Origin of the sequence: Streptococcus sp. 27098_8_99, from assembly GCF_041431935.1 — a bacterium.
Classification (GTDB): domain Bacteria; phylum Bacillota; class Bacilli; order Lactobacillales; family Streptococcaceae; genus Streptococcus; species Streptococcus parasanguinis_D.
This window is the reverse complement of record NZ_JAPVYQ010000001.1, coordinates 259650-283600: the sequence shown is the minus strand read 5'-3', so window position 1 is coordinate 283600 and position 23951 is coordinate 259650. Positions and strand designations below refer to the sequence as shown.

Below are 23951 nucleotides of genomic sequence, written 5' to 3'. Positions count from 1 at the left end.
AAACAAATGAGAGGCTAGGACTTTTGTCCCAGCCTCTTTTTTTCTTATCTATTTTGTTGCATTTGCAACAAAAATGTGTTATGCTAATGTCAATAGGAAAGGAGGAGTGAGATGAGTATTTTGCGTGAGATAGGCATCATTGCGCGAGCTCTGGATTCTATAGCAAATATTGAATTTCGAGATTTGGATTTGGCGCGTGGTCAATACCTTTACCTGGTGCGAATTGCGGAGCAACCTGGAATGATTCAGGAAGAACTCTCTGAGCTCTTAAAAGTAGATCGCTCAACTGTTGCCCGATCCGTAAAAAGACTAGAAGAACGAGGAATGATTCAACAGCGCCCAAAGGGTGAAAACCTTAAAACAAAGGAATGGGAATTAACTGAAAAAGGCAAGAAGATTTACCCCTTCATTTTAGGGGAGCATCTTTATTCTGAGGCAACTGCCTTAAAAGGATTTTCCAAAGAAGAAGTCGCACAGTTAGAGGAGTATCTGATCCGAGTTCGTGAGAATATTACCCTAGATTGGGAACTAGTTAAAAAAGGTCAAAAAAGAAATTATAGTGAGGTAAAGCAATGAAAGTAACAGTCGATCAAGCATTTTGGGATTTATTTCCAACAGCTAGCATTACAGTGATGTCCTTGTATGGTATTGATAATACAGTAGATGAAGCCAAGGATCCTTATTTCAAAGAATTGTTGGACAAGGGTACCAAGCGAGCATGGGAATTTATCGATGAAGAAAACTATACCCAGAGTGAATTTGTCCAAGAGTGGCGCCAAGCTTTTAGCAAGTTTAAAACAAAAAAAGGAGCCCGATCTTCCATCGAGGCACTCTTAAAACGGGTTCACCAGGGGCGTGAATTCTATCCGATTAATCCGTTGGTGGATCTTTACAATAGTGTGTCTATGGCTTATGCCCTTCCTTGTGGGGGAGAAGATATGGATAAATTGGTGGGTGGCCTCTCTCTAGGTCAAGCGAAAGGAGGCGAACCTTTCTTTCCATTAGGAGCTGACGAAGATGCGCCAGCTTTGGAAGGGGAGATCATCTACTACGACCAAGAAGGCGCCGTTTGCCGTTGTTTGAATTGGCGTGAGGCTCAAAGAACCATGCTAACGGAAGATACCAAGGATGCTATTTTGGTTATTGAAGCCATTGATGAGGAGCAGGCCAAACGTGCACAAACAGATATGCAGGAATTGAAAGAGCTAGCCAAGGATTATTTTGGGGTTGAAGGCACCATCTATCAATTAAGTGCAGAGCATGCAAGTATAGAAGTTTAAAAGAATAAGGCTTGAAACAATCGTTTCAAGCCTTGTTTTTATTTTTAAAGACAAAGAGTTTACTAAAGACGTAATTGAGGACCACTATAGCAACTTGCGCAAAGAGAGTTTCAATTAGATTGATTTGACTCTTGTTGTTGTGGACAAATTGCCCGATAATTCCTGGGAATTGCTTGACAAAAATCTCGGTCAAGGCCATGTCTAGTATAAAGGTCCCAGAGCGCGCAATCGCAAATCGGATCAAGCGCTGAAACCAGCCCTTTCTTTCTTGCTTAAAGACGATGGTATCGTTGGTCGCAAAGGCAAAGAGGATCCCGGCAATGTTTCCAATTGCGGTCGCTAATCGTTCATCACGAGACACATGATAGATGAAGAGGCGGGTTCCTACGGAAACAATGGTTGTGGCAACTCCAAAAAAGAGATAGGATAAAATCTCATTATCAAAAAATTTTTTAATTAGTGTTTTCATAAATTCAGTCTACCATAAAACCTCAAAATATGCTATACTTGAAAGGTTGAAGAAATCAAACCTTCAACCCTTGGTGCTTAAGATCCTTTCGCCAAGCATATTACACGCGGGAAAACCGCTAAAGGAGAATAGATGAAACAGTTAACTGCTCGTGATATGGCACAAATTGCCATTGTTGCTGCGATTTATATCGTATTGACCATTACCCCACCTCTCAATGCTATGGCCTACTATGGCTATCAATTCCGTGTTTCGGAGATGATGAATTTCTTAGCTTTTTACAATAAGAAGTACTTGATTGGAGTGACTCTTGGTTGTATGATTGCTAACTTATTTAGTTTTGGGTGGATCGATGTCTTTGTTGGTGGAGGTTCAACCTTTGTCTTCTTAGGACTTGGACTCATTCTATTTGGTCGTTTTAAAAACAAGTTCTTGTTTGACGGTCTTATTCGATTGGACCATTTCTTGTTTGCGATTTTCTTTTCTATTTCCATGTTTACGATTGCCTTGGAACTTTATTACCTTCAAGGCCAACCATTCTTCTATAACTGGTTGACCATGGGAGTGGGTGAATTTGCATCCTTGATTTTTGGAGCGATTGTGATCAATCAACTTTCTAAACGGATTGATTTTACAAAATAAGAAAAAGGAGCTTTGGCTCCTTTTTTTCATGCTAAGAATGCAGTAAATTCAAGGCTAAATTAAGATTTTATGATAAAATAAGAACATGAAAACCAGAATGAAAGAATTAGTGGAATTACTCAATCGCTATGCTTATGAGTATTACACAAAAGACGCTCCATCTGTTTCAGATAGTGAATATGATCAATTATATCGGGAGTTGGTGGAACTAGAAATCGCTCATCCAGATGAGATCTTACCAGAGAGTCCAACTCACCGTGTAGGTGGTGTGGTTTTAAAAGGCTTTACTAAATACCAGCACCAGTATCCCCTTTATAGTTTGCAGGATGCTTTTTCACGTGAAGAATTAGAAGCTTTTGATCAGCGTGTCCGGAAGGAATTTCCTTCCATCAGCTATGTATGCGAGTTGAAGATCGATGGTTTGTCCATTTCCCTCACCTATGAAAAGGGTGTCCTTGTAACAGGAGCGACACGTGGGGATGGTTCTGTCGGTGAGGATATTACAGAGAACCTCAAGCGGGTCAAGGACATTCCTTTAGTGTTACCAGAGCCAGTGAACATTACAGTTCGAGGCGAGTGCTATATGCCACGGGCTTCCTTTGATCGGGTCAATCAGATCCGTCAAGAAAACGGCGAGCCGGAGTTTGCAAATCCACGAAATGCTGCTGCAGGAACGCTTCGCCAATTGGATACGACAATCGTGGCCAAGAGAAATCTCGCAACCTTCTTGTATCAAGAAGTGAGTCCAACTGATCAAAGCAGTCAGGAAGGCGTGCTTGAGAAATTAGCCCGCTTAGGCTTTGTCGTGAACCAAGAGCGAGTGCTGGCTGAGGATATGGAGCAAATTTGGGACTTCATCCAAAAAGTAGCTCAGCTTCGAGAGGATCTTCCCTACGATATCGATGGGATCGTCATCAAGGTCAATGACCTAGCTGTTCAAGAAGAACTAGGCTTTACCGTAAAAGCTCCTAAATGGGCTGTCGCCTATAAGTTTCCAGCTGAAGAAAAAGAAGCGAAAATCTTATCGGTGGATTGGACGGTTGGACGGACCGGAGTTGTGACCCCAACTGCCAATCTAACTCCAGTCCAGCTAGCCGGAACCACTGTTAGTCGGGCAACCTTGCACAATGTGGACTATATTGCTGAAAAAGACATTCATCAGGATGATACCGTCATTGTCTACAAGGCGGGTGATATCATTCCTGCGGTCTTGCGTGTTGTTAAAGATAAGCGAGTCTCTGATCAAGCATTAGCCATTCCAACTCATTGTCCGAGCTGCCAGAGTGAGTTGCTTCATTTCGAGGATGAGGTGGCCCTTCGCTGTATCAATCCGCTCTGTCCAGCTCAGATTAAGGAGGGATTGAACCACTTTGCAAGTCGGGATGCTATGAATATTACAGGCTTGGGTCCAGCTGTTGTAGAGAAACTCTTCGCGGCTCAGTTGGTAGAGGATGTAGCTGGGATCTACCGGCTCACTGTAGAGGATCTATTGACCTTAGAAGGCTTCAAAGAAAAATCGGCTGAAAAACTCTATGAAGCCATTCAAGCTTCAAAAGAGAATTCAGCTGAAAAGTTGCTCTTTGGTTTGGGAATCCGCCATGTCGGAAGCAAGGTCAGTCAAATCTTACTCCAAGAATTCCATGACCTCGATCAACTGGCTACAGCTGATCCAGAACGGATTGCCAGCATTGATAGTCTCGGTATGGTCGTGGCTGAAAGCCTTAAGAGTTATTTCGCGCAAGAAGGATCCAAGCGTCTCTTGCAAGAGCTCAAAGAAGCTGGTGTCAATATGGCTTATCTTGGTGAAAAAGTCGCTGCTGATGCGGCCCTATCAGGAATGACAGTCGTTTTGACTGGGAAGCTAGAGCGACTCACGCGTTCAGAAGCCAAGGCAAAATTAGAAAGTCTGGGCGCTAAGGTAACTGGATCGGTTTCCAAAAAAACAGATTTGGTCGTTGCAGGTAGTGACGCTGGTAGCAAGTTAACCAAAGCACAAGAATTAGGAATCCAGGTAGAAGATGAGGCCTGGCTTGAAAGTTTATAGAGGATCTTTATGGTAGAACGAATCAAAAAAGCCCGTTTAATTTATAATCCGACCTCTGGGCAAGAAATTATCAAGAAAAATATTGCGGAAGTCTTGGACGTACTCGAAGATGTGGGCTATGAAACTAGCGCTTATCAAACGACTCCAGAACCATTTTCTGCCCAAAATGAAGCAGAAAGAGCCGCTAAGGCAGGCTTTGATTTAATCATTGCCGCTGGTGGAGATGGTACGATTAACGAAGTGGTCAATGGGGTTGCAGGTCTGGAAAATCGTCCGCAGATGGCCTTTATCCCGACTGGTACCACCAATGACTATGCGCGTGCCTTGAAGATCCCGATGGGTGATCCTGTGGCGGCTGCTCGCATTATCGAAAAGAATCAAACCATTCAGATGGATATTGGTCGTGCCTATGGCAGTAAGTATTTCATCAACATTGCTGCAGCAGGAACCATGACAGAATTGACCTTCAGTGTTCCAAGTAGTGTTAAATCTCGCTTGGGTTACTTTGCCTATGTGGCAGAAGCTGCTAAAATGTTGCCACGAAACAAGGCTCGTAAGGTGCGGATTGAGCACGACAATGGTGTCTTTGAAGGGCCAGCGTCTATGATTTTTGTGGCTCTTACCAACTCGATTGCTGGTTTTGAAAGTGTTGCGCCAGATGCTAAGCTTGATGATGGGAACTTTACCTTGATTATCGTAAAAACTGCTAAGCTCTTTAACATGTTGTCCTTGATGATTCAGGCCATTAATGGAGGCAAGCATGTGCACGATGAAAATGTAGAATATCTCAAGACCAAGAAGTTGACGATCGAAATGTTAGGGAAAAATGCTCAACCATTCCGCATCAATCTAGATGGGGAATACGGAGGAGATACTCCAGTTGAATTGGAAGTCTTCCATAATCACTTGGAATTCTTTGCAAATATTGATGAAATCAACAACGATGCTTTGGTTCACCCATCTGAAGAATAAAAACAAATAGTTGGAGTCCGTTACGTGTTTTACAAGCGGATGGTTCCTTCGGTATTAAATTGGAAATAGGAAAATGTTATGCGACAATACCATGTAAAGCTTCATTTTCATAAGCAAAAAGGAAATTATTTTGCCTATGATATGTGGCAGTGGCAGGATCAAGTAGAAGGAAAATCAGTCTCTTTCTCCAAGTTGGATTATTTTGGAGTAGAGGGAAATCTGGTATACGAGAGTGAGGATGCCTTGAACCGGGGCCATGTCCTGGTTAAAGAAGGGGATTGGCTCACCAAGACCCGTGATTTTGAAATCGAACTCTTACCAGAAGGGCATGTTCGAGAAGTGTGGATTCTCGATGGAGACGATACAGTTTATTATTCTTTGCAAGCTGCTTTGACGAGTCATGCCTACAGCCATCGTCAGCCTCATGCCTACGATATGGCGATGCGTCCTAGAGAGTTTGATGCTAAATGGGCGTATCAAGGCTGGCTTGGTCATCGTGAGGAAGAAGGGGAGCATTGCTTTAAACTATGGGCACCTACTGCCAAGAAAGTTGAATTGTTGCTCTATCAATCTACAGACTTGGATGCGCCTATTTGGAAGAGCATGCCAATGACACGAGGCAAACAAGAGTCTAGCTACCACCCAGAAAATACCCACGGTGTTTGGATTTTAGATTTTTTAGGAAATTTAAGTGGCATGGCTTATCAATATCGTGTGCATTTTGAACACCATACTCAAGTGACGCGCGATCCTTATAGCATTGCAACGACAGCGGATGGGATGCGCTCTGCCATTCTTTCAAGAGCAGATCGTCAGTTTGATTGGGGTCCTAAAAAAGGCGCCGATGCAACTCCTTGGCGCTTGGACAATCCTTGTCAAGCAGTGATTTATGAGATGCATCTTCGGGATTTGACCAAGTCACCGACATCAGGTGTGGACGAGTCTTTGCGTGGGACCTATCTGGGGGCTTGCCAAGAAGGAACAGTCAATAGCCATGGTGATGCAACTGCCTTTGATTATATCCGTCAGTTAGGGGTCAATGTCGTGCAACTGCAGCCGATCTCTGACCGCTTTAAACAGTACGACGAAGAAGGCCGTGTGACCTACAATTGGGGCTATGACGTTCAGAATTATTCTGCACCAGAAACTAGCTTTTCGACGGATCCATCCAATCCGAAACAAACCATGAAAGAGCTCAAAACCATGATCCGGGCTTATCATGAGGCAGGAATTTCTGTGGTCATGGATGTGGTCTACAATCATATCTACTCGACCGAGCATGGTCCTTTCCAAAATACAGTACCCGATTATTATTACCGGATGGAGCCAGATGGTCGCTTCCAAAATGGGACAGGTGTTGGGAATGAAACGGCTAGTGAGCATGAAATGTACCGCAAGTACATGATTGATTCCCTCACGCACTGGGTCAAGGAGTACCAGATCGATGGCTTCCGCTTTGATTTGATGGGCATTCACGATGTAAGGACGATGAATGCTATTCGGGAGGCTATGGATGCTCTGGATCCTCGTATTCTCCTTTACGGAGAAGGTTGGGACATGGGGACAGGTCTCGCACCAGAAGACAAGGCTAAGAAGGACAATGCAGCGCAATTGCCTCGAATTGGATTCTTCAATGATACGGAGCGCGATGCCATTAAAGGGGCTGAGGTTTATGGTTCCATCAAACGTGGCTTTGTCAGCAGAAAATCAACAGAGTATATCGTTGCGCGTGCTGTTTTAGGTAGTGCAGAGCTTGGCAATTATTTAAGTCCCAATCAGGTCTTGAATTATGTGGAGGCTCATGACAATTATAATCTCTATGACTTGCTTCAGACCCTTCATCCGAATGAAAAAGTAGCAGGATTGGTCAAGCGCTCAGAGTTGGCTACGGCTATGAATCTGCTCTTTCAGGGCATGACCTTTATGCAATTGGGTCAAGAGTTCATGAGGACCAAATTGGTAGCGACAGGTCCTGATGGAGAAATCACTCCTTTGGATCGTGAACGGGCCATGAATTCCTACAATGCTCCAGATTTTGTGAATCAGGTCAACTGGGATCTGGTCAGTCAAAACAAGGAATCAATTGCCTATATCCGAAGCTTGATCGCCTTGAAGACAAGTCTTCCTGTCTTAGGGCTTGAAAGCTACGATAAAATCTACCAACAAGTCTTTATCCAATCTGCAACTGATTGTAGTGGACTTCTGATATTTGAACTTACAGGAGACAAGAAGTACTTGGTCATCTTCAACGCCAGCGGACTTCCTTATTACCTCCAAAATTCAAATAAATTGAAATTGATGGTTGGGAATAGTCGTCATAAACGACCATTCTATGTGGAGAATTTAACAGCTTCTGTTTTTGAAGTCCTAGATGAAGGTAAAGCGTAATCTTTTTAAAGAAATCACAAAATCCCTGAGTTTTTAAACTCAGGGATTCTTTTTATTTAGAAGAACTGCTACTGGTCTCTGTTGAGGAAGAACTATCATCTTCTGGGTGCAATTCTTTATAAGTTGGTGCCTTGAAGAGATCAACGGTAGACTGGTTGCCACGTTGGTTATAAAGGCTGGTTGATTTGTCACCTTTTTCCTTTTCAATCTTCTTCAATGCCTTGAAGGAATTGGTGTAGGAATAATCTTCTGGATTGACTTTTCCAAGATCATTGCCTTTGAAGAAGCGAAGGAGATCACCGGTCTGGATGCTATCGCTAATCTTCAATTGCAGGTTAGCAGCTTCCCTAATCTTATCCAGTTCTTCCTTGGTTTTTTCGTCTGGGTTGGTGATTTCCTCACCTGTTTTGGTGTAATAGGTCCGGCCACTATAGCTCGTATACTCTGGAGTTACAAAGTAGTTAGCGGAGCGGAAGGCGACGATTTGATCATGTTCTGGAGAGAGCATATCTTGACCAACTTGGAGGAATTTATTGGATTCAATGCCTAGCAAATGTTCCAAGGTTGGGAGCATATCAATTTCGCCACCATAGGTATCAATGATGCCACCCTTATCCATACCTGGAATAACTACCATATAAGGTACGCGTTGCAACATGGCATTGTCATAACTTGACCACGTTTCAGAGTTCTTACCAAGTAGAGGAGCAAGAGCTGGGTTGCGGGAGTTTGAAATTCCGTAGTGGTCCCCATAGAGAACGATGATGGAATTTTTGTAAAGACCAGATTCTTTCAGGTAATCAAAGAAGGCCTTGATCGAAGAATCTAGGTAGTTAGCGGTCGCAAAGTAGCCATTGATGGTTTCGTCCTGTGTCTTAGCTAGAGGGAAGCCAAGATCATCTCCTGACAAGCTGGTCGTATAAGGATAGTGGTTGGAAACCGTAATGAACTTAGTATAGAAAGGTTGTTGCAATCTTTCTAGGTATTTGATGGAATCCTTGAGCATGTATTTGTCATTAAGACCATACTGGAAGGAATTGCTGCTGTTTTGTTTGGTGAAGTAGCTGGCATCAAAGAAGTAATTGTAGCCCCATTGTTTATAGGCGGTATTTCGGTTCCAGAAACTTCCAGCATTCCCGTGGAAAACAGCGCTCGAGTTGTAACCATCTTTTGAAAGAATAAATGGTGCAGCCTGTTGGGTATTGGTTCCACCATAGTTCACCATAAAGGAACCTTGGTTGAGTCCAAAGAGCCCAGTTTCAATCATGGTCTCAGCATCGGACGTTTTTCCTGCCTTGACTTGGTTAAAGACGTTTGAAAAGGCAAAGGTTTCTTTCGAGTGGTAAAGTGAATTTAAGAAAGGCGTTACTTCATATTCTTTATCATCTACTTTCAACTTGTAATCGATCAAGAATTGTTGGAAACTTTCCAAGTGAATGTAGATGACGTTACGGCCTTTGGCCATTCCAAAGTACTCAGGATTAGGCTTGGCATAATGCTGTTGGATATATTCTTCCACCGGTTTTAGATCTGCTTCGGAAGCCTTGGAACGTTCTTTGTTAGCAGCATAGGTCTGATTAGCACTGTAACCTAGAAAGGCTGGTAAGCCTAGGGCACGAACGACATAGTAGTTTGAGAACCCACGAGTCAAGAGCTCAGGTCGGTCAATTTCTGCAAGGAAAAGGTTGGCCGAAAAGAGCATGGCTGATAAAGAGGTAACCGCAAAACTAGCTCGTTTATTGAAGGGACGATTGTCCATTCGAATCCATTTCTTAAAGAAGAAGAAAGCTAGAATAGGGAAATCTAGAATGTAGATCACATCCCAAGGGCGGAACAATTCTAAAGCAGCAGCTCCGAGACCAGCAGAAACCTTGCTGGAAGCCAACATGGTATTGACCGTTACGAAGTCTGTAAACTCTCGATAATAGATGGAGTTGGAAATCAACCAAATAAATAAGAGAAGGTAGATCCCAAAGGCCAAACTATAAAAGAGCTTGGTTCGTTTGATATAGAGTGCTAGACCGATGAAGAGCAAACTGATCGGCAATGGGTTGATCACTGCTAGAAAAATCTGATACGGTCCCTGAATGTCTAAATTAAAATCAACTGAATAGGCCCACATGGTTTTGAACCAGTAGAGCAACAGAAGGGTCAAGACAAATCCTAGTCTGGTACTCATGAAATTGAGTATCGAATTCGTAATTTTTTTCACAAAATGTTACTTCCTTGTCTTATTTCCTAAAAATTTTCATATACAAGTATACCACAATTTTATGGAGAAAGAAAAAAATGACTGTAAAGCAGAGGAAAGAAATAGGAAAGATCAGGTATATGAAATCGTAAAAAGCTAAAGGATAAGAGCTGAAATAAAATAACAAAAAAAGTTCTAGTAAATAAAGCCTCCCTTTGTGAAAACCTCAGACTTTTGCTATAATAGAGGGTATGAAAAAACTCACAGTCAGTCGCCAAGTCGCAACAAAAATCAAACAAGGACAATCTCTTCTTGAAAAGCAAGATTTTGACTCACTTCCTGCTTTGGATCAAGCGGTTCAATTGCTTTCAGGAGATGGACAATCCCTCGGGGTCGGATACTTATCTGAACAAAATAAAGGGATTGGATGGTTTGTTTCACAAGAGTTGGTCACTTTTGATCAAGACTTTTTTAAAAAGCTTTTCATCAAGGCCAAGCAATACCGTCGTTCTTATTATGCGGATGAAACGACGACAGCCTTTCGTCTTTTTAACCAAGAGGGAGATGGTTTTGGTGGCTTCACGGTTGACTTGTATGGTGAGTTTGTTGTCTTTTCTTGGTACAATCCCTTTGTATTTCAGATCAAGGAAACCATTCTAGTGGCCTTTCAAGAGGCTTTCCCAGAAGTTCGAGGCGGTTATGAAAAGATTCGCTTTAAAGGCTTGGACTATGAATCGGCTCATGTCTATGGAGAAGAAGCTCCGCAAGAATTTTTGGTTCTTGAAAATGGGGTCTCTTACCAAGTCTTTCTCAATGATGGTTTGATGACGGGAATCTTTTTGGATCAGCATGAAGTTCGAGGTAGCTTGGTAGAGGGCTTAGCAGCTGGCAAGTCCTTGCTCAATATGTTCTCCTATACGGCGGCCTTCTCTGTGGCTGCGGCAATGGGTGGAGCAGTTGAGACAACATCGGTCGATCTGGCTAAGAGAAGTAGAGAATTATCAGAAGCGCATTTTGTGGCAAATGGTTTGGCGCTGGATGCTCATCGTTTTGTCGTGATGGATGTCTTTGACTATTACAAATATGCCAAACGCCATGACCTAAGCTATGATGTGATCGTGCTCGATCCGCCTAGTTTTGCGCGGAATAAAAAACGGACATTTTCAGTCGCTAAAGATTATCATCGATTGGTCAGCGAGGCTCTTGAGATTTTAAATCCAGGTGGGACCTTGATTCTCAGTACCAATGCGGCAAATGTCAACAAAGATAAATTTAAAAAACAAATCGAAAAGGGATTTCAAGGACGTAAGCATCGCTATGTAGCGGAATACGGACTTCCGGGTGATTTTCGATGGAACAAGAAAGAAGAAAGTAGTAATTACTTAAAAGTATTTACGATTAGGGTGGATGTATGAAGTTAGTTGTTTCGATTATGCCTCGCTCCTTAGAAGAGGCGCAACAACTAGATAGTTCGCGTTACGAGGATGCAGATGTCATTGAGTGGCGTGCGGACTTTTTAGAAAAAAACGAGATCTTAACCGTTGCTCCTGCAGTTTTTGAGAAATTTGCTGGACGCGAGATTTTATTCACCTTGCGGACTCGAGCTGAAGGTGGAGAGATGGAGCTGACCAACGAGGAATATGTTGGGATTCTGAAAGATATTCAATCCATCTATCATCCGGATTATATCGATTTCGAGTATTATAGTCACCGTGAAGTCTTTGAAGAGATGTTGGAATTTTCAAATCTTGTTCTCAGCTACCACAATTTCCAAGAGACACCGGAAAATATGATGGAGATCTTATCGGAATTGACCAGTTTTTCTCCAAAATTAGTCAAGGTATCCGTTATGGCCCACAATGAACAAGATGTCCTTGATTTGATGAATTTTACGCGTGGTTTCAAGACGCTGAATCCTGAGCAAGAGTATGTCACCATTTCCATGGGCAAGGTCGGGAAAATTTCACGTTTGACAGCTGATTTGACAGGATCTTCTTGGTCTTATGCTAGAGTTGGAGAGGGAAGTGCTCCTGGTCAAATCCCTCTTGAAAATATGAGAAGAATTCGGGAGTTATTGAATGAAGATTGATGGCTATACTCGGATGGCTGCAGTCATTGCCCATCCCATTCGTCATAGTATCTCTCCTTTTATCCATAATCTAGCCTATGAATTAACAGCGACCAATGCTGCTTATCTAGCTTGGGATATTGCTGAAGAAGACTTAGAAAGCACCATCAGCCAAATTCGTAAGTTGGATATGATTGGAGCCAATATCTCCATGCCCTATAAGCAGAAGGTCTTTCCTTATCTAGATGAAGTGGATGAGATGGCCCTAAAGATCGGTTCTGTCAATACCATTGTTCACCGTGCTGGCAAGCTTAAAGGCTATAATACAGATGGGATTGGTTTCTTTCGCAGTTTACCTCCTGCTTTCTCTATTAAGGGAAAAACAATGGTTCTCTTAGGTGCAGGTGGTGCAGCTTTAGCGATTATTGCACAGGCGATTCATCTAGGTGTAAAACGTATCCTTGTCTTTGTGAGAGAGGAGAGATTGGTTCATTATCGTTCAATAGTTCAGTTAATTGAAGATGGCTTTGATTTCTCGATAGAATTGTATGCGATTGAGAAAGATGAAGAAGTTCAAAACTCTTTTAATCAAGCTGATCTTATCTTAAATGCCACTGGTGTTGGGATGGATGGTCAATCTCTTCCGATAGCGAGTCACTTGACCTTTCCCCCACAGGCCTTAATCGTAGAGATGGCTTACTATCCAGCAGTGACCCCCTTTCTGCAATTAGCAGTGAATCAAGGAAACCAGAGGGTAAATGGGCTGGGAATGCTCTTTTATCAAGCTGAAGCTGCCTTTGAATTAATGACTGGGAAAGTATTTCCTACAGAGTCTGTATGGGAAGCATTGACAACAGAATATCGCCAATTTGTATGTGACTAAGAGAGGGTTTTACCTTTTCCTATTGAAAAAGCTTTATGAGATTAGAACAGGAACTGATTTTTTAAAAAACAGTCTTGCTCTAGTCTCTTTTTCATTTTGATTGAGACATGTGCCCTATTTCATGATAAGATAGAATCAAAGAAAAACGTGAAGGAGATTCCTATGAACGTATCGGTACCTATTCCAGGACATTCCTATGATATTGTGATTGAAAGAGGTGGTCTCAACCAGGTTGGAGATTGGTTGCGCACTCTTTGGGGCGATAAAAAAGTCGCTATTATTTCCGATAACCGTGTAGCTAAGTTATATGCGTCTATCGTAGAGAAGAGCCTTGAGAAAGCTGGTTTTCAAGTGGTGCGCTTTGAGTTTCTTCAAGGGGAAGCCAGTAAGAATCTAACCACTGTTTCAAAAGTTTATGACTTTCTAGCTACCCAAGGCATGACGCGCAGTGATGGAATCGTTGCTCTTGGGGGTGGCGTAGTTGGTGATTTGGCTGGTTTTGCTGCCTCTACCTATATGCGGGGAATTTCCTTTGTTCAGATCCCGACTAGCTTGACCGCACAGGTGGATTCTTCTATCGGGGGAAAGACGGGAGTCAACACAGCACTTGCCAAAAACATGGTGGGGACCTTTGCTCAACCAGATGGTGTGTTTATTGATCCTGAAGTGTTGAGCACGTTGGGGCAACGTGAATTGATCGAGGGGATGGGCGAAGTCATCAAGTACGGTCTCATCCAAGATACGGAACTTTGGGAAGAATTGGAAGCCATGGATGGTTCTGTCCAGAGTATTTTAGAGCATGCAGAGAGCATCATTTCCCATTCTTGCCTGGTGAAGCGAGACCATGTTGTGGCAGATGAGCTGGACAATGGTATTCGACTGTATCTCAATTTTGGTCATACTATTGGACATGCTATTGAAGCGACAGCTGGTTATGGGCAAGTTATGCATGGAGAAGCCGTCAGTATGGGCATGGTGCAGCTCTCCCGAGTTGCAGAAGAAAAGGGCTTGATGCCAAAGGGAATCACTCAAAAAATCGAAGAAATGTGCCTGAAATTTGGCCTTCCGGTGACCTACGAGAACTGGGATAAAGAAGCCCTTTATCTAGCCTTGACCCATGACAAAAAAGCGCGTGGGACGAACTTGAAATTAGTAATTGTTCCAGAGTTAGGGCAAGCAGCGATTCATCAAATCCCTCTTCAAGAAATGAAGGACTTTTTAGAAAGAAAGGAATAAGGTCGTATGAGATATTTAACAGCAGGAGAGTCCCATGGGCCTCGACTAACAGCCATCATCGAGGGGGTTCCGGCAGGCCTTCCTTTATCTGAAGAGGATATTAATAAAGAGCTCAAACGTCGACAAGGTGGCTATGGTCGTGGTGCTCGGATGAAAATCGAGAGTGACCGTGTCGAGATCACATCAGGGGTCCGTCATGGTTTGACCATGGGAGGCCCGATTACTCTGAATGTGACCAATTTGGATCACCAAAAATGGCTGGAGATCATGAATGTAGCACCGGTCGAAGAGAAAAAGAAAAATCTGCGTAAGATCACCAAGCCACGTCCTGGTCATGCCGATCTAGTCGGAGGGATGAAATACCGTTTTGACGATCTTCGTAATTCCTTAGAGCGTTCTTCTGCCCGTGAGACGACCATGCGTGTAGCCGTTGGTGCAGTTGCTAAACGGATTTTAGAAGAAATCGGCGTTGAAGTGGCCAGCCACATTGTTAATTTTGGGGGAATTGAGATTGCAATTCCCGAGAATCTAACCGTTTCAGAAATCAAGGAAAAGGCAGCGAAGTCGGAAGTTTCGATCGTTGTGCCAGAACAAGAAGAAGCCGTTAAGGCCTACATTGACCAAGTTAAAAAAGATGGTGATACCATCGGGGGAATTGTGGAAACCTTGGTTGGTGGTGTGCCTGTTGGACTAGGATCCTACGTTCAATGGGACAAGAAATTGGATGCCAAAATCGCTCAGGGAGTGGTCTCTATCAATGCCTTTAAGGGAGTTGAGTTTGGTCTTGGTTTTGATGCAGGTCGCCTAAAAGGTAGTCAAGTCATGGATGAAATCATCTGGTCTGAAGAAGGTGGCTATACCCGTCGCACCAATAACCTTGGTGGTTTTGAGGGGGGGATGACCAACGGTGAGCCCATTCTAGTTCGTGGCGTCATGAAGCCTATTCCGACCCTCTACAAACCTTTGATGAGTGTGGATATTGAAACTCATGAGCCTTATAAGGCGACGGTTGAGCGCAGCGACCCAACGGCTCTACCAGCTGCAGGAGTGGTGATGGAAGCAGTGGTCGCAACGGTCCTTGCTACAGAAGTGCTTGAAAAATTCTCATCCGATAACTTGGAAGAATTGAAAGAAGCTGTTGCTAATCACCGAGAATTTACTAAGAATTTTTAAGAGAAAGAGTTTTCCTTTGGAGAAGAAAGTTGTTTATATTGCAGGGTTGGGCTTGATTGGTGCTTCACTTGCGCTAGGCATTAAGAGGGCCCACCCAAATGTGACCGTTCTTGGTTACAATCGTAGTGAAGCGTCTCGAACCATCGCCCTTGAAAGAGGAATGGTTGATCAAGTGACGGATGATTTCGCAGCCTTTGCCCCTTTAGCGGATATTATTATTTTGGCGCTTCCGATTAAGCAAACCAAGTCTTACTTAGGAACCTTAGCTGGCCTGAATTTGAAAGACCAGGTACTGGTGACTGATGCAGGCTCTACCAAGGCAGAAATTGTTGCACAAGCTGAAAAGGTATTTACAGATAAGGCCGTACGCTTTGTGGGAGGACACCCCATGGCTGGTAGTCATAAGACAGGTGCAGCAGCGGCAGATGCAACCTTATTTGAAAATGCCTATTATATTTTTACCCCTTCCAGCTTGACGACAGGAGGTGCCATGGAAGAGTTGAAAGAGCTTCTGAGTGGATTGGGATCCCGCTTTATTGAAATCGATGCCGAGGAACACGATCGGGTGACTTCCCAGATCAGCCATTTTCCTCATATTTTAGCCTCGACTCTGGTCGAGCAGGCCGTAGCTTATGGGGAAGAGCATGAAATGACCCGCCGTTTTGCAGCTGGTGGCTTTCGGGATATGACACGGATTGCGGAAAGTGAGCCAGGCATGTGGACCTCTATTCTCTTGTCCAACCCTCAAGCGATATTAGAGCGGATTGAAGATTTCAAAGACCGTTTGGATCAGGTGGCTGAGACCATTCAAGCCGATAACGAAGAGGCTATTTGGTCTTTTTTCCATGAAGGGCGGAAGCACCGAAAAGAAATGCAGATCCATCAGCGTGCTGGACGCGATAGTGCCTATGATCTCTTTATCGATGTCCCCGATCAGGAAGGTGTGATCCTCGAAATCTTACAACTCCTACAAGGGATTTCCTTGGTTAATATTCACATCAATGAAGAGAATCGTGAAGATATCCACGGGATTTTGCAGCTGACCTTCAAAAATGCAGAGGATCAAGAGCGGGCTCAAACATTGATCAGCCAAGCGACATCTTATACCGTCCTTGCTCGCTAGGTCTACAGAAGGATTTGCGTCAAAATGCCTGCTTCATTTTAGGAATATTGAGGGAAAAGAAGTATAATAGAGGTATCTTATCAGTAAAGGAGCCTAGAAAATGGCAAATATTTATGATGTAGCAAATGAACTCTCTCGGACCCTTCGAGATCTTCCTGAATACAAGGCTGTCGTAGAAAGCAAACAAGCGATCGAAGCAAATCCAGAAGCGAAAAAGCTGTTTGACGAATACGTCGCTTTCCAAAATCAACTACAAGGCTTGATGCAATCCGGTCAACTTCCAACAGAAGCTGTGCAACAAGAAATGAAGGACTATATGGAAAAAATCCAAGCAAGTCCGATTGTGAATGAATTTTTCACCAAACAACAACAATTGTCTATTTATCTTGCAGATCTTGAAAAGATCATCTTTGAGCCGATTCAAGATTTATACAAGTAGAAATTTCTACCAGAGTTGTCATTTCGACTCTGGTATTTTCGTTCGCCAGTAGAAGAAAAGAGGCTCAAAAAAAACTAGGAAACATTCGTTTTTTGTTCCAAATTTTTGATCAAAAATTGAATTCATGTCCTATTTATGATAGAATATGTGGAAAAGCACTCTGGAGATGGCAATGAAATTAAGAACCAATAGCAAGGGTCTAAAGGGAACCATTCGAGTCCCTGGTGACAAATCCATCAGTCACCGATCCATTATTTTTGGAAGTCTTGCAAAGGGCGAAACTAAGGTCTATGATATCTTGCGAGGCGAAGATGTGCTTTCTACCATCCAGGTGTTTCGTGATTTAGGAGTCTCCATCCAGGATGATGGGGATGTGATTCGGATTCAAGGGGTAGGCTTTCAGGGTCTTCAAGCTCCGACCGCTCCCCTTGATATGGGCAATTCAGGAACGTCTATACGTTTGATTTCAGGTGTCCTAGCAGGTCAGGATTTTGTTGTGACCATGGTTGGAGACGACAGCCTTTCCAAACGGCCCATGGATCGTGTCGCGATCCCACTGCGTCAGATGGGGGTAGAGATTGCTGGTCAGGGAGAGCGCGATTGCCCGCCTTTACATGAAAAAGGGACACATAAGCTTCAACCCATTCATTACCGTTTGCCAGTCGCATCGGCCCAAGTTAAGTCTGCTCTTATTTTTGCGGCTTTACAGGCTGAGGGTGAATCAACGATTATCGAGAAGGAAAAGACGCGTGACCATACGGAAGATATGATTCGCCAATTTGGTGGAGAGATCCAGGTGGATGGAAAAACCATCCGAATCAAGGGTGGACAAGAGTTCCAAGGTCAAGAAGTCATCGTTCCTGGAGATATTTCCAGTGCAGCCTTTTGGTTAGTGGCAGGCCTCATTCTTCCAGATAGTGTGATCAAGATTGAAAATGTTGGCATCAACCAAACGCGGACAGGGATTCTCGATGTGATTCAAGAAATGGAGGGAGATCTTACCATGGAGGATCGCGATGAAAAAGCGGTCTCTGCGAGTCTCACTGTCAAGACTTCGTCCTTAAAAGGGATTCGAATTGATGGGGAGTTGATTCCACGCTTGATTGATGAATTGCCGATTATTGCTTTACTAGCGACACAAGCAAATGGTCAGACTGTGATTGCGGATGCTGAAGAGCTTCGTGTGAAAGAAACGGACCGTATCCAGGTCGTAGCAGATAGCCTCAATGCCATGGGAGCTAATGTCGTGCCAACGGAAGACGGCATGATCATCACTGGACCGACACCCCTACATGGAGCAGACTTAGAGACCTTTGGTGATCACCGGATTGGGATGATGGCTGCCATTGCTGCCTTATTGGTGAGAGATGGAAATGTGGTGTTGGATCGGGCAGAGGCCATCAACACCAGTTACCCTAGTTTTTTTGAAGATTTGGAGACATTACTGCATGGCTAAAATTTTACTTGGTTTTATGGGAGCTGGGAAAACGACCGTTGGTCGGATTCTTGATCCAAAGTTCCATGATATGGATGAATTAATTGTTGAAGAGATCGGTATGTCGATCAATGACTATTTCGCAGTGGAAGGAGAAGCAGCCTTTCGTCGTCGCGAAGCTGAAATGCTGGAGCGTTTGTTGGAAAACGAGGCAGCCATTATTTCCCCTGGAGGCGGGATTGTCGTCAATCCTCATAACCGTGCGCTTCTGGAAAAAAATCCGCATAATATTTACTTGCGAGTGAATTTTGAGACCTTGTACAGCCGGATTCAGAATGACAAAGCCATGCAACGCCCCCTCTTTTTAAACAACACAAAAGAAGAATTCAAGAAGATTTTTGATGGACGTTTGCCTTTGTATGAAGCGATTGCTACCCATATTGTGGATGTCGAGGACAAAACACCTGAAGAAATTGCGGAGATTATTCGATGCTTGTAGGCTATCTTGGTCCCAAGGGATCTTTTACCCATGATGTGGCCACTCATAGCTTTCCAACTTCTGAACGTATCGCCTATCGAACGATCACAGATGTCATCAAGGCTTATGAGAATCAAGAGATCGATTTTGCAGTCGTCCCCGTTGAAAACTCTATCGAAGGCAGTGTCCATGAGACCTTTGATTACCTCTTTCATCAAGGGACCATCCAGGCCGTTGCAGAAGTGGTCTATCCCATCAAGCAACAGCTCTTGGTGGCTAAAAAAGACCGCCCCATTCGAACGGTCTATTCGCATCCACAGGCCTTGGCCCAAGGGAAGGCTTTTCTAAGGGCCCATTATCCGGATGTGGCTATGGAAATGACGGCTTCAACAGCCTATGCAGCCCGCTATGTAGCAGAGCATCCAGACTTGGAAATTGTAGCGATTGCCCCTCTGGCAGCAGCCAGTGAGTACGGATTGGAAGTCCAGGCCAAAGACATCCAAGAAATCGAGGACAATTATACACGTTTTTGGATTTTAGGGGCCAAAGAGCCAGCGATCTCAGAAACTTTAAGTCCGGCCCTTCAAAAAGTTAGCTTGGCCTTGACCTTGCCAAGTAACCTGGCAGGAGCCCTCTATAAAGGTTTGTCTACTTTTGCGTGGCGGGGGATCAATTTAACCAAAATTGAAAGTCGCCCCCTAAAAACAGCTTTAGGAGAATACTTTTTCATTATTGACCTCCTAAACGAAGCGCCTGACCTTTTGCAATTTGCCTATCAAGAATTAGACAGTTTGGGCATTCAGACAAAAGTCCTGGGTCAGTATCAGGTCTATACCTTAAAAGATAACGGAATGGAGAAAAGATGAGTAACGAATCCAACTTTCTATCTCACCATGAGCGAAAGCGATTAGAGTACTTATACTCAAATTTTCATTATTTGAATGAACGAGAACAACTAGAATACAATTACCTGCTCAAGAAGAGCCAAGGAGCTTATGAGGAAGCAGAAGCCCTTCAACCTGAGGTAGACGCTACAGAAGAAGTGCAAGGTGAGATTGCTGAACCAATTGGGGATCTCCCTGTTTACCAATCACGTAGCAAAAAGTCTAAGAAAAAAGCGGTTGCTGCGACGAGCGATATACCTAAGAAACCACGGAAAAAGATCCGCGTTAAGCGGATTCTCAAATGGCTTGCTCTCTTTTTCTTGCTCATTATCGGTGGCATGGTCTTTATGTTTGTGAAAGGCCTCAACAGTAAGCCAGCTGGGAAAGATGCCAAGCCTGCTGTCGTTGAGAAATTTAACGGCAAGAAGTCAAGAGATGGGGTCAATATCCTGATCTTGGGGACAGATGGTCGGATCGGTGAGAAGTCAGATGAAACCCGGACAGACTCCATCATGGTGGTCAATGTCAATAACAAAGAAGGCAAGATCAAGATGGTCAGCTTCATGCGGGATACACTGGTCCATATCGATGGAGTCAGCCAGCAAAATATTCCTGAATATGATGGCTACTATGACCAGAAGCTCAATACTGCCTTCACCATCGGGGAGCAAAATAACAACCAAGGGGCTGAATTGGTGCGTCAGATGCTCAAAGACAACTTTGACATTGACATCCAATATTACGCCATGGTCGATTTCAAGACCTTTGCGACAGCGATCGATACCCTCTTCCCAAATGGGGTCGAGATGAATGCGCAGTTTTCAACGGTTGATGGCGAAAAAGTCAGTGAAGTAGAAGTGCCAGATGATTTGAACATGAAAGACGGTGTCGTTCCGCAGCAAACCATCAAGGTTGGAAAACAACGGATGGATGGCCGGACCCTTCTCAATTACTCGCGTTTCCGTAAGGACGATGAAGGAGACTTTGGTCGGACCCGTCGTCAACAAGAGGTCATGTCCGCTATCATGCATCAGATCAAGGATCCAACCAAACTCTTTACGGGATCTGAAGCCCTTGGGAAAGTCTTTGCCATGACGTCTACCAATGTTCCTTTCTCTTTCCTATTGACCAATGGACTTGGACTAGTCGGAAGTGCTGGAAAAGGAATTGAACGAGTGACCATCCCAGAAAATGGGGATTGGGTCGATGCCTACGATATGTACGGTGGCCAAGGATTGCTCGTTGATTTCGATGCTTATAAAAAGAAATTGTACCAAATGGGACTGAGATGATATAATAAGGGGATAGGAGTTTTGAAAACTCCATCCCTTTTAATTTGTAGAAAGATTGAACACCATGTTAAAGAAAAATGAAATTGTAACCGTTGAGATTGTCGATTTGACTCACGAAGGAGCAGGAGTGGCTAAGGTCGATGGCTTGGTCTTTTTTGTGGAGAATGCCCTGCCAGGAGAAGTGATCCGCATGCGCGTGCTCAAGGTCAATAAGAAAATCGGTTACGGAAAAGTAGAGGAGTACTTGGAAAAATCCCCTCACCGCAATGAAGAACTAGACCTGGCTTACTTGCGAAGCGGCATTGCTGACTTGGGTCACCTAGCTTATCCGGAGCAGCTGAAATTCAAGGCCAAGCAGGTCAAGGATAGCCTCTACAAGATGGCAGGAATCTCTGATATCGAAGTACCCCTGACCTTGGGGATGGACCACCCTGTCCAGTATCGTAACAAGGCTCAGGTCCCTGTTCGTCGTGTCAATGGTCAGGTGGAGACAGGCTTCTTTCGCAAGAACTCTCATGATTTGATGCCGATTGAAGATTTCTATATCCAAGATCCAGTCATTGACCAAGTGGTCTTGGCACTTCGGGATTTGATTCGTCGGTTTGACCTCAAGCCTTATGATGAAAAGGAACAATCTGGCTTGATTCGCAATCTCGTCGTTCGTCGTGGCCACCATTCTGGAGAAATTATGGTCATTTTGGTGACCACTCGTCCCAAGGTGTTCCGTGTGGACCAGTTGATCGAGCAGTTGATCAAGCAATTCCCAGCCATCAAATCCGTTATGCAAAATATCAATGACCAGAATACCAATGCGATTTTTGGAAAAGAATGGCGCACTCTTTATGGTCAGGATTACATTACGGACCAAATGTTGGGCAATAGCTTCCAAATCTCAGGACCAGCCTTTTACCAGGTCAATACCGAAATGGCAGAAAAGCTCTATCAGACAGCAATTGACTTTGCGGACTTGAGAGCAGAGGATATCGTGATTGATGCCTACTCAGGAATTGGGACCATTGGCTTGTCAGTTGCCAAGCATGTCAAAGAAGTCTATGGAGTAGAGGTTATCCCTGAAGCAGTGGAGAATAGCCAGAAGAATGCTAGCTTAAACGGCATTACCAATGCTCACTATGTCTGTGACACAGCTGAAAATGCCATGAAGAATTGGCTCAAGGAAGGCATCCAACCAACTGCTATCCTGGTCGACCCACCACGCAAGGGCTTAACCGAAAGCTTCATCAAAGCAAGTGTCCAAACAGGCGCTGACCGCATCGCCTATATCTCCTGTAACGTCGCCACCATGGCGCGTGATATCAAACTCTACCAAGAGTTAGGCTATGAATTGAAAAAAGTCCAACCGGTGGATCTGTTTCCTCAAACGCACCATGTTGAATGTGTAAGCTTGTTGGTAAAACGCAGTTAATCCTCAAAAGGTTCACTGAACCTTTTGAGTCCCACAGACGCACCATGTCGAGTGTGTTAGCTTGTTAGTGAAACGCAGTTAATCCTCAAAAGGTTCACCCAAACCTTTTGAGTCCCACAAACGCATCATGTTGAGGCAGTATCACTACTTGTACGGTTGAGACTTCAGCGAAGTAGAATTAGATGATCTGTCCATGCGACAAGGTGAGACCGAAGGTCGAGAAGGTGCCCTGGGGTATAGGACTCGTAGAATGAGGAGGGAAACCGACGAAATGATACGGTAACAGCGAACCGCTGAGTGCGTAGTGTTGCTATAACGACTAAATGGGTGAAAATTCTTGATTTCAAGCTATTTTACAAGTATTTTGTCTTTGTAGATAAAGGCAATTTTGACATCAAAAAAGTCCTAAAATGGTACATAGAAGTAAATGTATATGTGGATATCGTTCACATATCGGATAAATGAATACAACAATAAATATTTATATCTCAACCGAGAACTATTCTATATGGTTCTCGATTTTTTTTGCGTTTAAGGAGAAATTTTGTAGAAAGAAATGCAGTCATCACATCATATCGTGATTTCTTATCTAGTCCGACAAATGGACCTGGATATTGTTGAAGCAACAACTGTGATGGCTGATTTGGAAAAGGGTGGTTTGGTTCAAATCCAACCAGGTGATGAACTGGAGATAAAAGAGTGGGGAGGTATCTCATGAAAAAGATTACAGCAAATCAATATCAAACGTCTGGCGCTATTACAAGATCCCAAAGATTCTCTTTGAGGATGAACGAGGGACATGAAACTGAAAGTCAAGGTGATTTATGCGGTTCTTAAAGACCGCCAAGAGCTGTCTCTTAGTCTTAGTTGGGAGGACAATCCCCATTATACCAATTGGCTTTATGATTTCTTTGGAAATACGGGTAGTTCAGTTAGTCTCGCCCAGTTCTTTCTAACCTTCTGGTAGGGTAATTCAGGAGACAAGTTACTAGAATGCAAGACCAGAGAGACAGAGTAGTATTACCAGATTGAAAAGGTTTTTTGTCAGCCAAACAGAGGTACGGCTCAAAGTGATTCTAAGGCTTTTGAAAGTGTTCGAAGGGATGGTAACTCGATTTCAGGAGGTAGCGATGGTATTGTTATGCTATGGCTAGTGTACTTGGGAAGTAGCAGCTCGGATCAAGCAGTTAGGAATAAAATTCAAGGGCAGAAATGGGGAAAAGATTCCTAATATCAACACCATGGGAAATGCTCAAGACATGGTGGCAATCACAGCAATTCTGGGTGGTGAAACAGGCTCTATTCCAAGAGCTGAAGTTATTATCTCATTTGTCGGTGACAATCATAGGACCTTTGTTACTTATGGTCATGTGTTTTTTGTTAAGGAGGTCTATCCAGATGATTGATTTCTGGTATCGGAAACTAATGTTGATGGAAGACGGTTTTCTCAGGCAGATAGTGCCATGAGTTTTGCTTATACGACGAAACAGAGAGTCTTTACTTGAAATTTTCTAATATTTTGGTGACTTAT

General features: G+C 43.7%; 21 protein-coding genes, 1 pseudogene and 1 riboswitch. Of the genes and pseudogenes, 20 read left to right on the top strand and 2 right to left on the bottom strand.

Going from position 1 to position 23951, the window contains the following annotated elements; genetic code table 11:
• Nucleotides 1–111 precede the first annotated feature (111 nt).
• Nucleotides 112–576 (top strand): MarR family winged helix-turn-helix transcriptional regulator, encoded by a 465-nt coding sequence (locus O3605_RS01365; RefSeq protein WP_350007542.1) that lies wholly within the window; start codon nt 112–114, stop codon nt 574–576.
• Nucleotides 573–1280, top strand: a complete 708-nt coding sequence (locus tag O3605_RS01360; RefSeq protein ID WP_371585110.1) for a B3/B4 domain-containing protein — start codon at nt 573–575, stop codon at nt 1278–1280. Before O3605_RS01365 ends, O3605_RS01360 begins: the two co-directional genes overlap by 4 nt.
• 25 nt (nt 1281–1305) lie before the next feature.
• Here O3605_RS01360 and O3605_RS01355 read toward each other — a convergent pair whose 3' ends face one another.
• Nucleotides 1306–1749 carry a GtrA family protein gene (locus O3605_RS01355; protein WP_021153029.1) on the bottom strand — a complete coding sequence of 148 codons (444 nt, stop codon included), beginning with the start codon at nt 1747–1749 and terminating at the stop codon, nt 1306–1308.
• A gap of 28 nt (nt 1750–1777) precedes the next feature.
• A riboswitch (PreQ1 riboswitch) is annotated at nt 1778–1884 on the top strand.
• On the opposite strand from O3605_RS01355, the gene O3605_RS01350 reads away from it, so the two are divergent.
• The 4 genes from O3605_RS01350 to pulA all read left to right on the top strand — a co-directional run bounded on the left by O3605_RS01350 (nt 1882) and on the right by pulA (nt 7795).
• A complete protein-coding gene (locus O3605_RS01350; RefSeq protein ID WP_023917840.1) occupies nt 1882–2391 on the top strand; it encodes a QueT transporter family protein in 510 nt (169 codons plus the stop codon). Its footprint overlaps the riboswitch before it by 3 nt.
• An 85-nt stretch (nt 2392–2476) precedes the next feature.
• On the top strand, nt 2477–4435 hold the full coding sequence (gene ligA / locus O3605_RS01345; RefSeq protein ID WP_371585109.1) for an NAD-dependent DNA ligase LigA: 1959 nt from the start codon (nt 2477–2479) through the stop codon (nt 4433–4435).
• A 9-nt stretch (nt 4436–4444) separates the two neighbouring features.
• Nucleotides 4445–5407 (top strand): diacylglycerol kinase family lipid kinase, encoded by a 963-nt coding sequence (locus O3605_RS01340; protein ID WP_003006748.1) that lies wholly within the window; start codon nt 4445–4447, stop codon nt 5405–5407.
• 78 nt (nt 5408–5485) lie between these two features.
• Nucleotides 5486–7795: a type I pullulanase gene (gene pulA / locus O3605_RS01335; RefSeq protein WP_049497313.1), complete on the top strand. Its 2310-nt coding sequence runs from the start codon at nt 5486–5488 to the stop codon at nt 7793–7795.
• Nucleotides 7796–7847: 52 nt separating this feature from the next.
• On the opposite strand, the gene O3605_RS01330 is transcribed toward pulA, so the two are convergent.
• Nucleotides 7848–10007: an LTA synthase family protein gene (locus O3605_RS01330; protein WP_371585108.1), complete on the bottom strand. Its 2160-nt coding sequence runs from the start codon at nt 10005–10007 to the stop codon at nt 7848–7850.
• A 230-nt stretch (nt 10008–10237) separates the two neighbouring features.
• Here O3605_RS01330 and O3605_RS01325 point away from each other — a divergent pair, with 230 nt between their 5' ends.
• From O3605_RS01325 to O3605_RS01260, 14 genes and pseudogenes are all read left to right on the top strand, one after another.
• Nucleotides 10238–11401, top strand: coding sequence for a class I SAM-dependent rRNA methyltransferase (locus O3605_RS01325; protein WP_371585107.1), 1164 nt, complete (start codon nt 10238–10240; stop codon nt 11399–11401).
• Nucleotides 11398–12075: a type I 3-dehydroquinate dehydratase gene (gene aroD / locus O3605_RS01320; protein WP_347101883.1), complete on the top strand. Its 678-nt coding sequence runs from the start codon at nt 11398–11400 to the stop codon at nt 12073–12075. The genes O3605_RS01325 and aroD overlap by 4 nt, the downstream gene beginning before the upstream one ends.
• Nucleotides 12065–12937, top strand: coding sequence for a shikimate dehydrogenase (gene aroE / locus O3605_RS01315; protein WP_371585106.1), 873 nt, complete (start codon nt 12065–12067; stop codon nt 12935–12937). Before aroD ends, aroE begins: the two co-directional genes overlap by 11 nt.
• A 162-nt stretch (nt 12938–13099) precedes the next feature.
• Nucleotides 13100–14173 (top strand): 3-dehydroquinate synthase, encoded by a 1074-nt coding sequence (gene aroB, locus O3605_RS01310; protein ID WP_227197526.1) that lies wholly within the window; start codon nt 13100–13102, stop codon nt 14171–14173.
• A gap of 6 nt (nt 14174–14179) precedes the next feature.
• Nucleotides 14180–15346 carry a chorismate synthase gene (aroC, locus tag O3605_RS01305; protein WP_347101885.1) on the top strand — a complete coding sequence of 389 codons (1167 nt, stop codon included), beginning with the start codon at nt 14180–14182 and terminating at the stop codon, nt 15344–15346.
• 16 nt (nt 15347–15362) lie between these two features.
• Complete coding sequence (locus O3605_RS01300; RefSeq protein ID WP_371585105.1) at nt 15363–16469, top strand: prephenate dehydrogenase; 1107 nt, start codon at nt 15363–15365, stop codon at nt 16467–16469.
• 100 nt (nt 16470–16569) lie between these two features.
• Entirely contained in the window at nt 16570–16908 is a 339-nt protein-coding gene (locus O3605_RS01295) for a YlbF/YmcA family competence regulator (RefSeq protein WP_371585104.1), read from the top strand.
• A gap of 172 nt (nt 16909–17080) precedes the next feature.
• The gene (aroA, locus tag O3605_RS01290) at nt 17081–18364 is read left to right on the top strand and encodes a 3-phosphoshikimate 1-carboxyvinyltransferase (RefSeq protein WP_049498927.1); all 1284 of its coding nucleotides are present in this window, start codon (nt 17081–17083) and stop codon (nt 18362–18364) included.
• Entirely contained in the window at nt 18357–18842 is a 486-nt protein-coding gene (locus O3605_RS01285; protein WP_013903419.1) for a shikimate kinase, read from the top strand. The genes aroA and O3605_RS01285 overlap by 8 nt, the downstream gene beginning before the upstream one ends.
• Complete coding sequence (gene pheA / locus O3605_RS01280; protein ID WP_371585103.1) at nt 18833–19687, top strand: prephenate dehydratase; 855 nt, start codon at nt 18833–18835, stop codon at nt 19685–19687. Before O3605_RS01285 ends, pheA begins: the two co-directional genes overlap by 10 nt.
• Complete coding sequence (locus O3605_RS01275) at nt 19684–20997, top strand: LCP family protein (protein ID WP_371585102.1); 1314 nt, start codon at nt 19684–19686, stop codon at nt 20995–20997. The genes pheA and O3605_RS01275 overlap by 4 nt, the downstream gene beginning before the upstream one ends.
• A gap of 64 nt (nt 20998–21061) precedes the next feature.
• Nucleotides 21062–22420, top strand: coding sequence for a 23S rRNA (uracil(1939)-C(5))-methyltransferase RlmD (gene rlmD, locus O3605_RS01270; protein WP_371585101.1), 1359 nt, complete (start codon nt 21062–21064; stop codon nt 22418–22420).
• Nucleotides 22421–22976: 556 nt separating this feature from the next.
• Nucleotides 22977–23138 (top strand): hypothetical protein, encoded by a 162-nt coding sequence (locus O3605_RS01265; protein WP_371585100.1) that lies wholly within the window; start codon nt 22977–22979, stop codon nt 23136–23138.
• A 156-nt stretch (nt 23139–23294) separates the two neighbouring features.
• Nucleotides 23295–23925: pseudogene (locus O3605_RS01260) on the top strand (CHAP domain-containing protein); the annotation flags it as partial.
• Nucleotides 23926–23951 lie beyond the last annotated feature (26 nt).

What these genes read in the sequence shown, in the direction of transcription:
- O3605_RS01365 (WP_350007542.1), top strand. Translation starts at nt 112, where the DNA reads ATGAGTATTTTGCGTGAGATAGGCATCATTGCGCGAGCTCTGGATTCT.
- O3605_RS01360 (WP_371585110.1), top strand. Translation starts at nt 573, where the DNA reads ATGAAAGTAACAGTCGATCAAGCATTTTGGGATTTATTTCCAACAGCT.
- O3605_RS01355 (WP_021153029.1), bottom strand. Translation starts at nt 1,749, where the DNA reads ATGAAAACACTAATTAAAAAATTTTTTGATAATGAGATTTTATCCTAT.
- O3605_RS01350 (WP_023917840.1), top strand. Translation starts at nt 1,882, where the DNA reads ATGAAACAGTTAACTGCTCGTGATATGGCACAAATTGCCATTGTTGCT.
- ligA (WP_371585109.1), top strand. Translation starts at nt 2,477, where the DNA reads ATGAAAACCAGAATGAAAGAATTAGTGGAATTACTCAATCGCTATGCT.
- O3605_RS01340 (WP_003006748.1), top strand. Translation starts at nt 4,445, where the DNA reads ATGGTAGAACGAATCAAAAAAGCCCGTTTAATTTATAATCCGACCTCT.
- pulA (WP_049497313.1), top strand. Translation starts at nt 5,486, where the DNA reads ATGCGACAATACCATGTAAAGCTTCATTTTCATAAGCAAAAAGGAAAT.
- O3605_RS01325 (WP_371585107.1), top strand. Translation starts at nt 10,238, where the DNA reads ATGAAAAAACTCACAGTCAGTCGCCAAGTCGCAACAAAAATCAAACAA.
- aroD (WP_347101883.1), top strand. Translation starts at nt 11,398, where the DNA reads ATGAAGTTAGTTGTTTCGATTATGCCTCGCTCCTTAGAAGAGGCGCAA.
- aroE (WP_371585106.1), top strand. Translation starts at nt 12,065, where the DNA reads ATGAAGATTGATGGCTATACTCGGATGGCTGCAGTCATTGCCCATCCC.
- aroB (WP_227197526.1), top strand. Translation starts at nt 13,100, where the DNA reads ATGAACGTATCGGTACCTATTCCAGGACATTCCTATGATATTGTGATT.
- aroC (WP_347101885.1), top strand. Translation starts at nt 14,180, where the DNA reads ATGAGATATTTAACAGCAGGAGAGTCCCATGGGCCTCGACTAACAGCC.
- O3605_RS01295 (WP_371585104.1), top strand. Translation starts at nt 16,570, where the DNA reads ATGGCAAATATTTATGATGTAGCAAATGAACTCTCTCGGACCCTTCGA.
- aroA (WP_049498927.1), top strand. Translation starts at nt 17,081, where the DNA reads ATGAAATTAAGAACCAATAGCAAGGGTCTAAAGGGAACCATTCGAGTC.
- O3605_RS01285 (WP_013903419.1), top strand. Translation starts at nt 18,357, where the DNA reads ATGGCTAAAATTTTACTTGGTTTTATGGGAGCTGGGAAAACGACCGTT.
- pheA (WP_371585103.1), top strand. Translation starts at nt 18,833, where the DNA reads ATGCTTGTAGGCTATCTTGGTCCCAAGGGATCTTTTACCCATGATGTG.
- O3605_RS01275 (WP_371585102.1), top strand. Translation starts at nt 19,684, where the DNA reads ATGAGTAACGAATCCAACTTTCTATCTCACCATGAGCGAAAGCGATTA.
- rlmD (WP_371585101.1), top strand. Translation starts at nt 21,062, where the DNA reads ATGTTAAAGAAAAATGAAATTGTAACCGTTGAGATTGTCGATTTGACT.
- O3605_RS01265 (WP_371585100.1), top strand. Translation starts at nt 22,977, where the DNA reads ATGCAGTCATCACATCATATCGTGATTTCTTATCTAGTCCGACAAATG.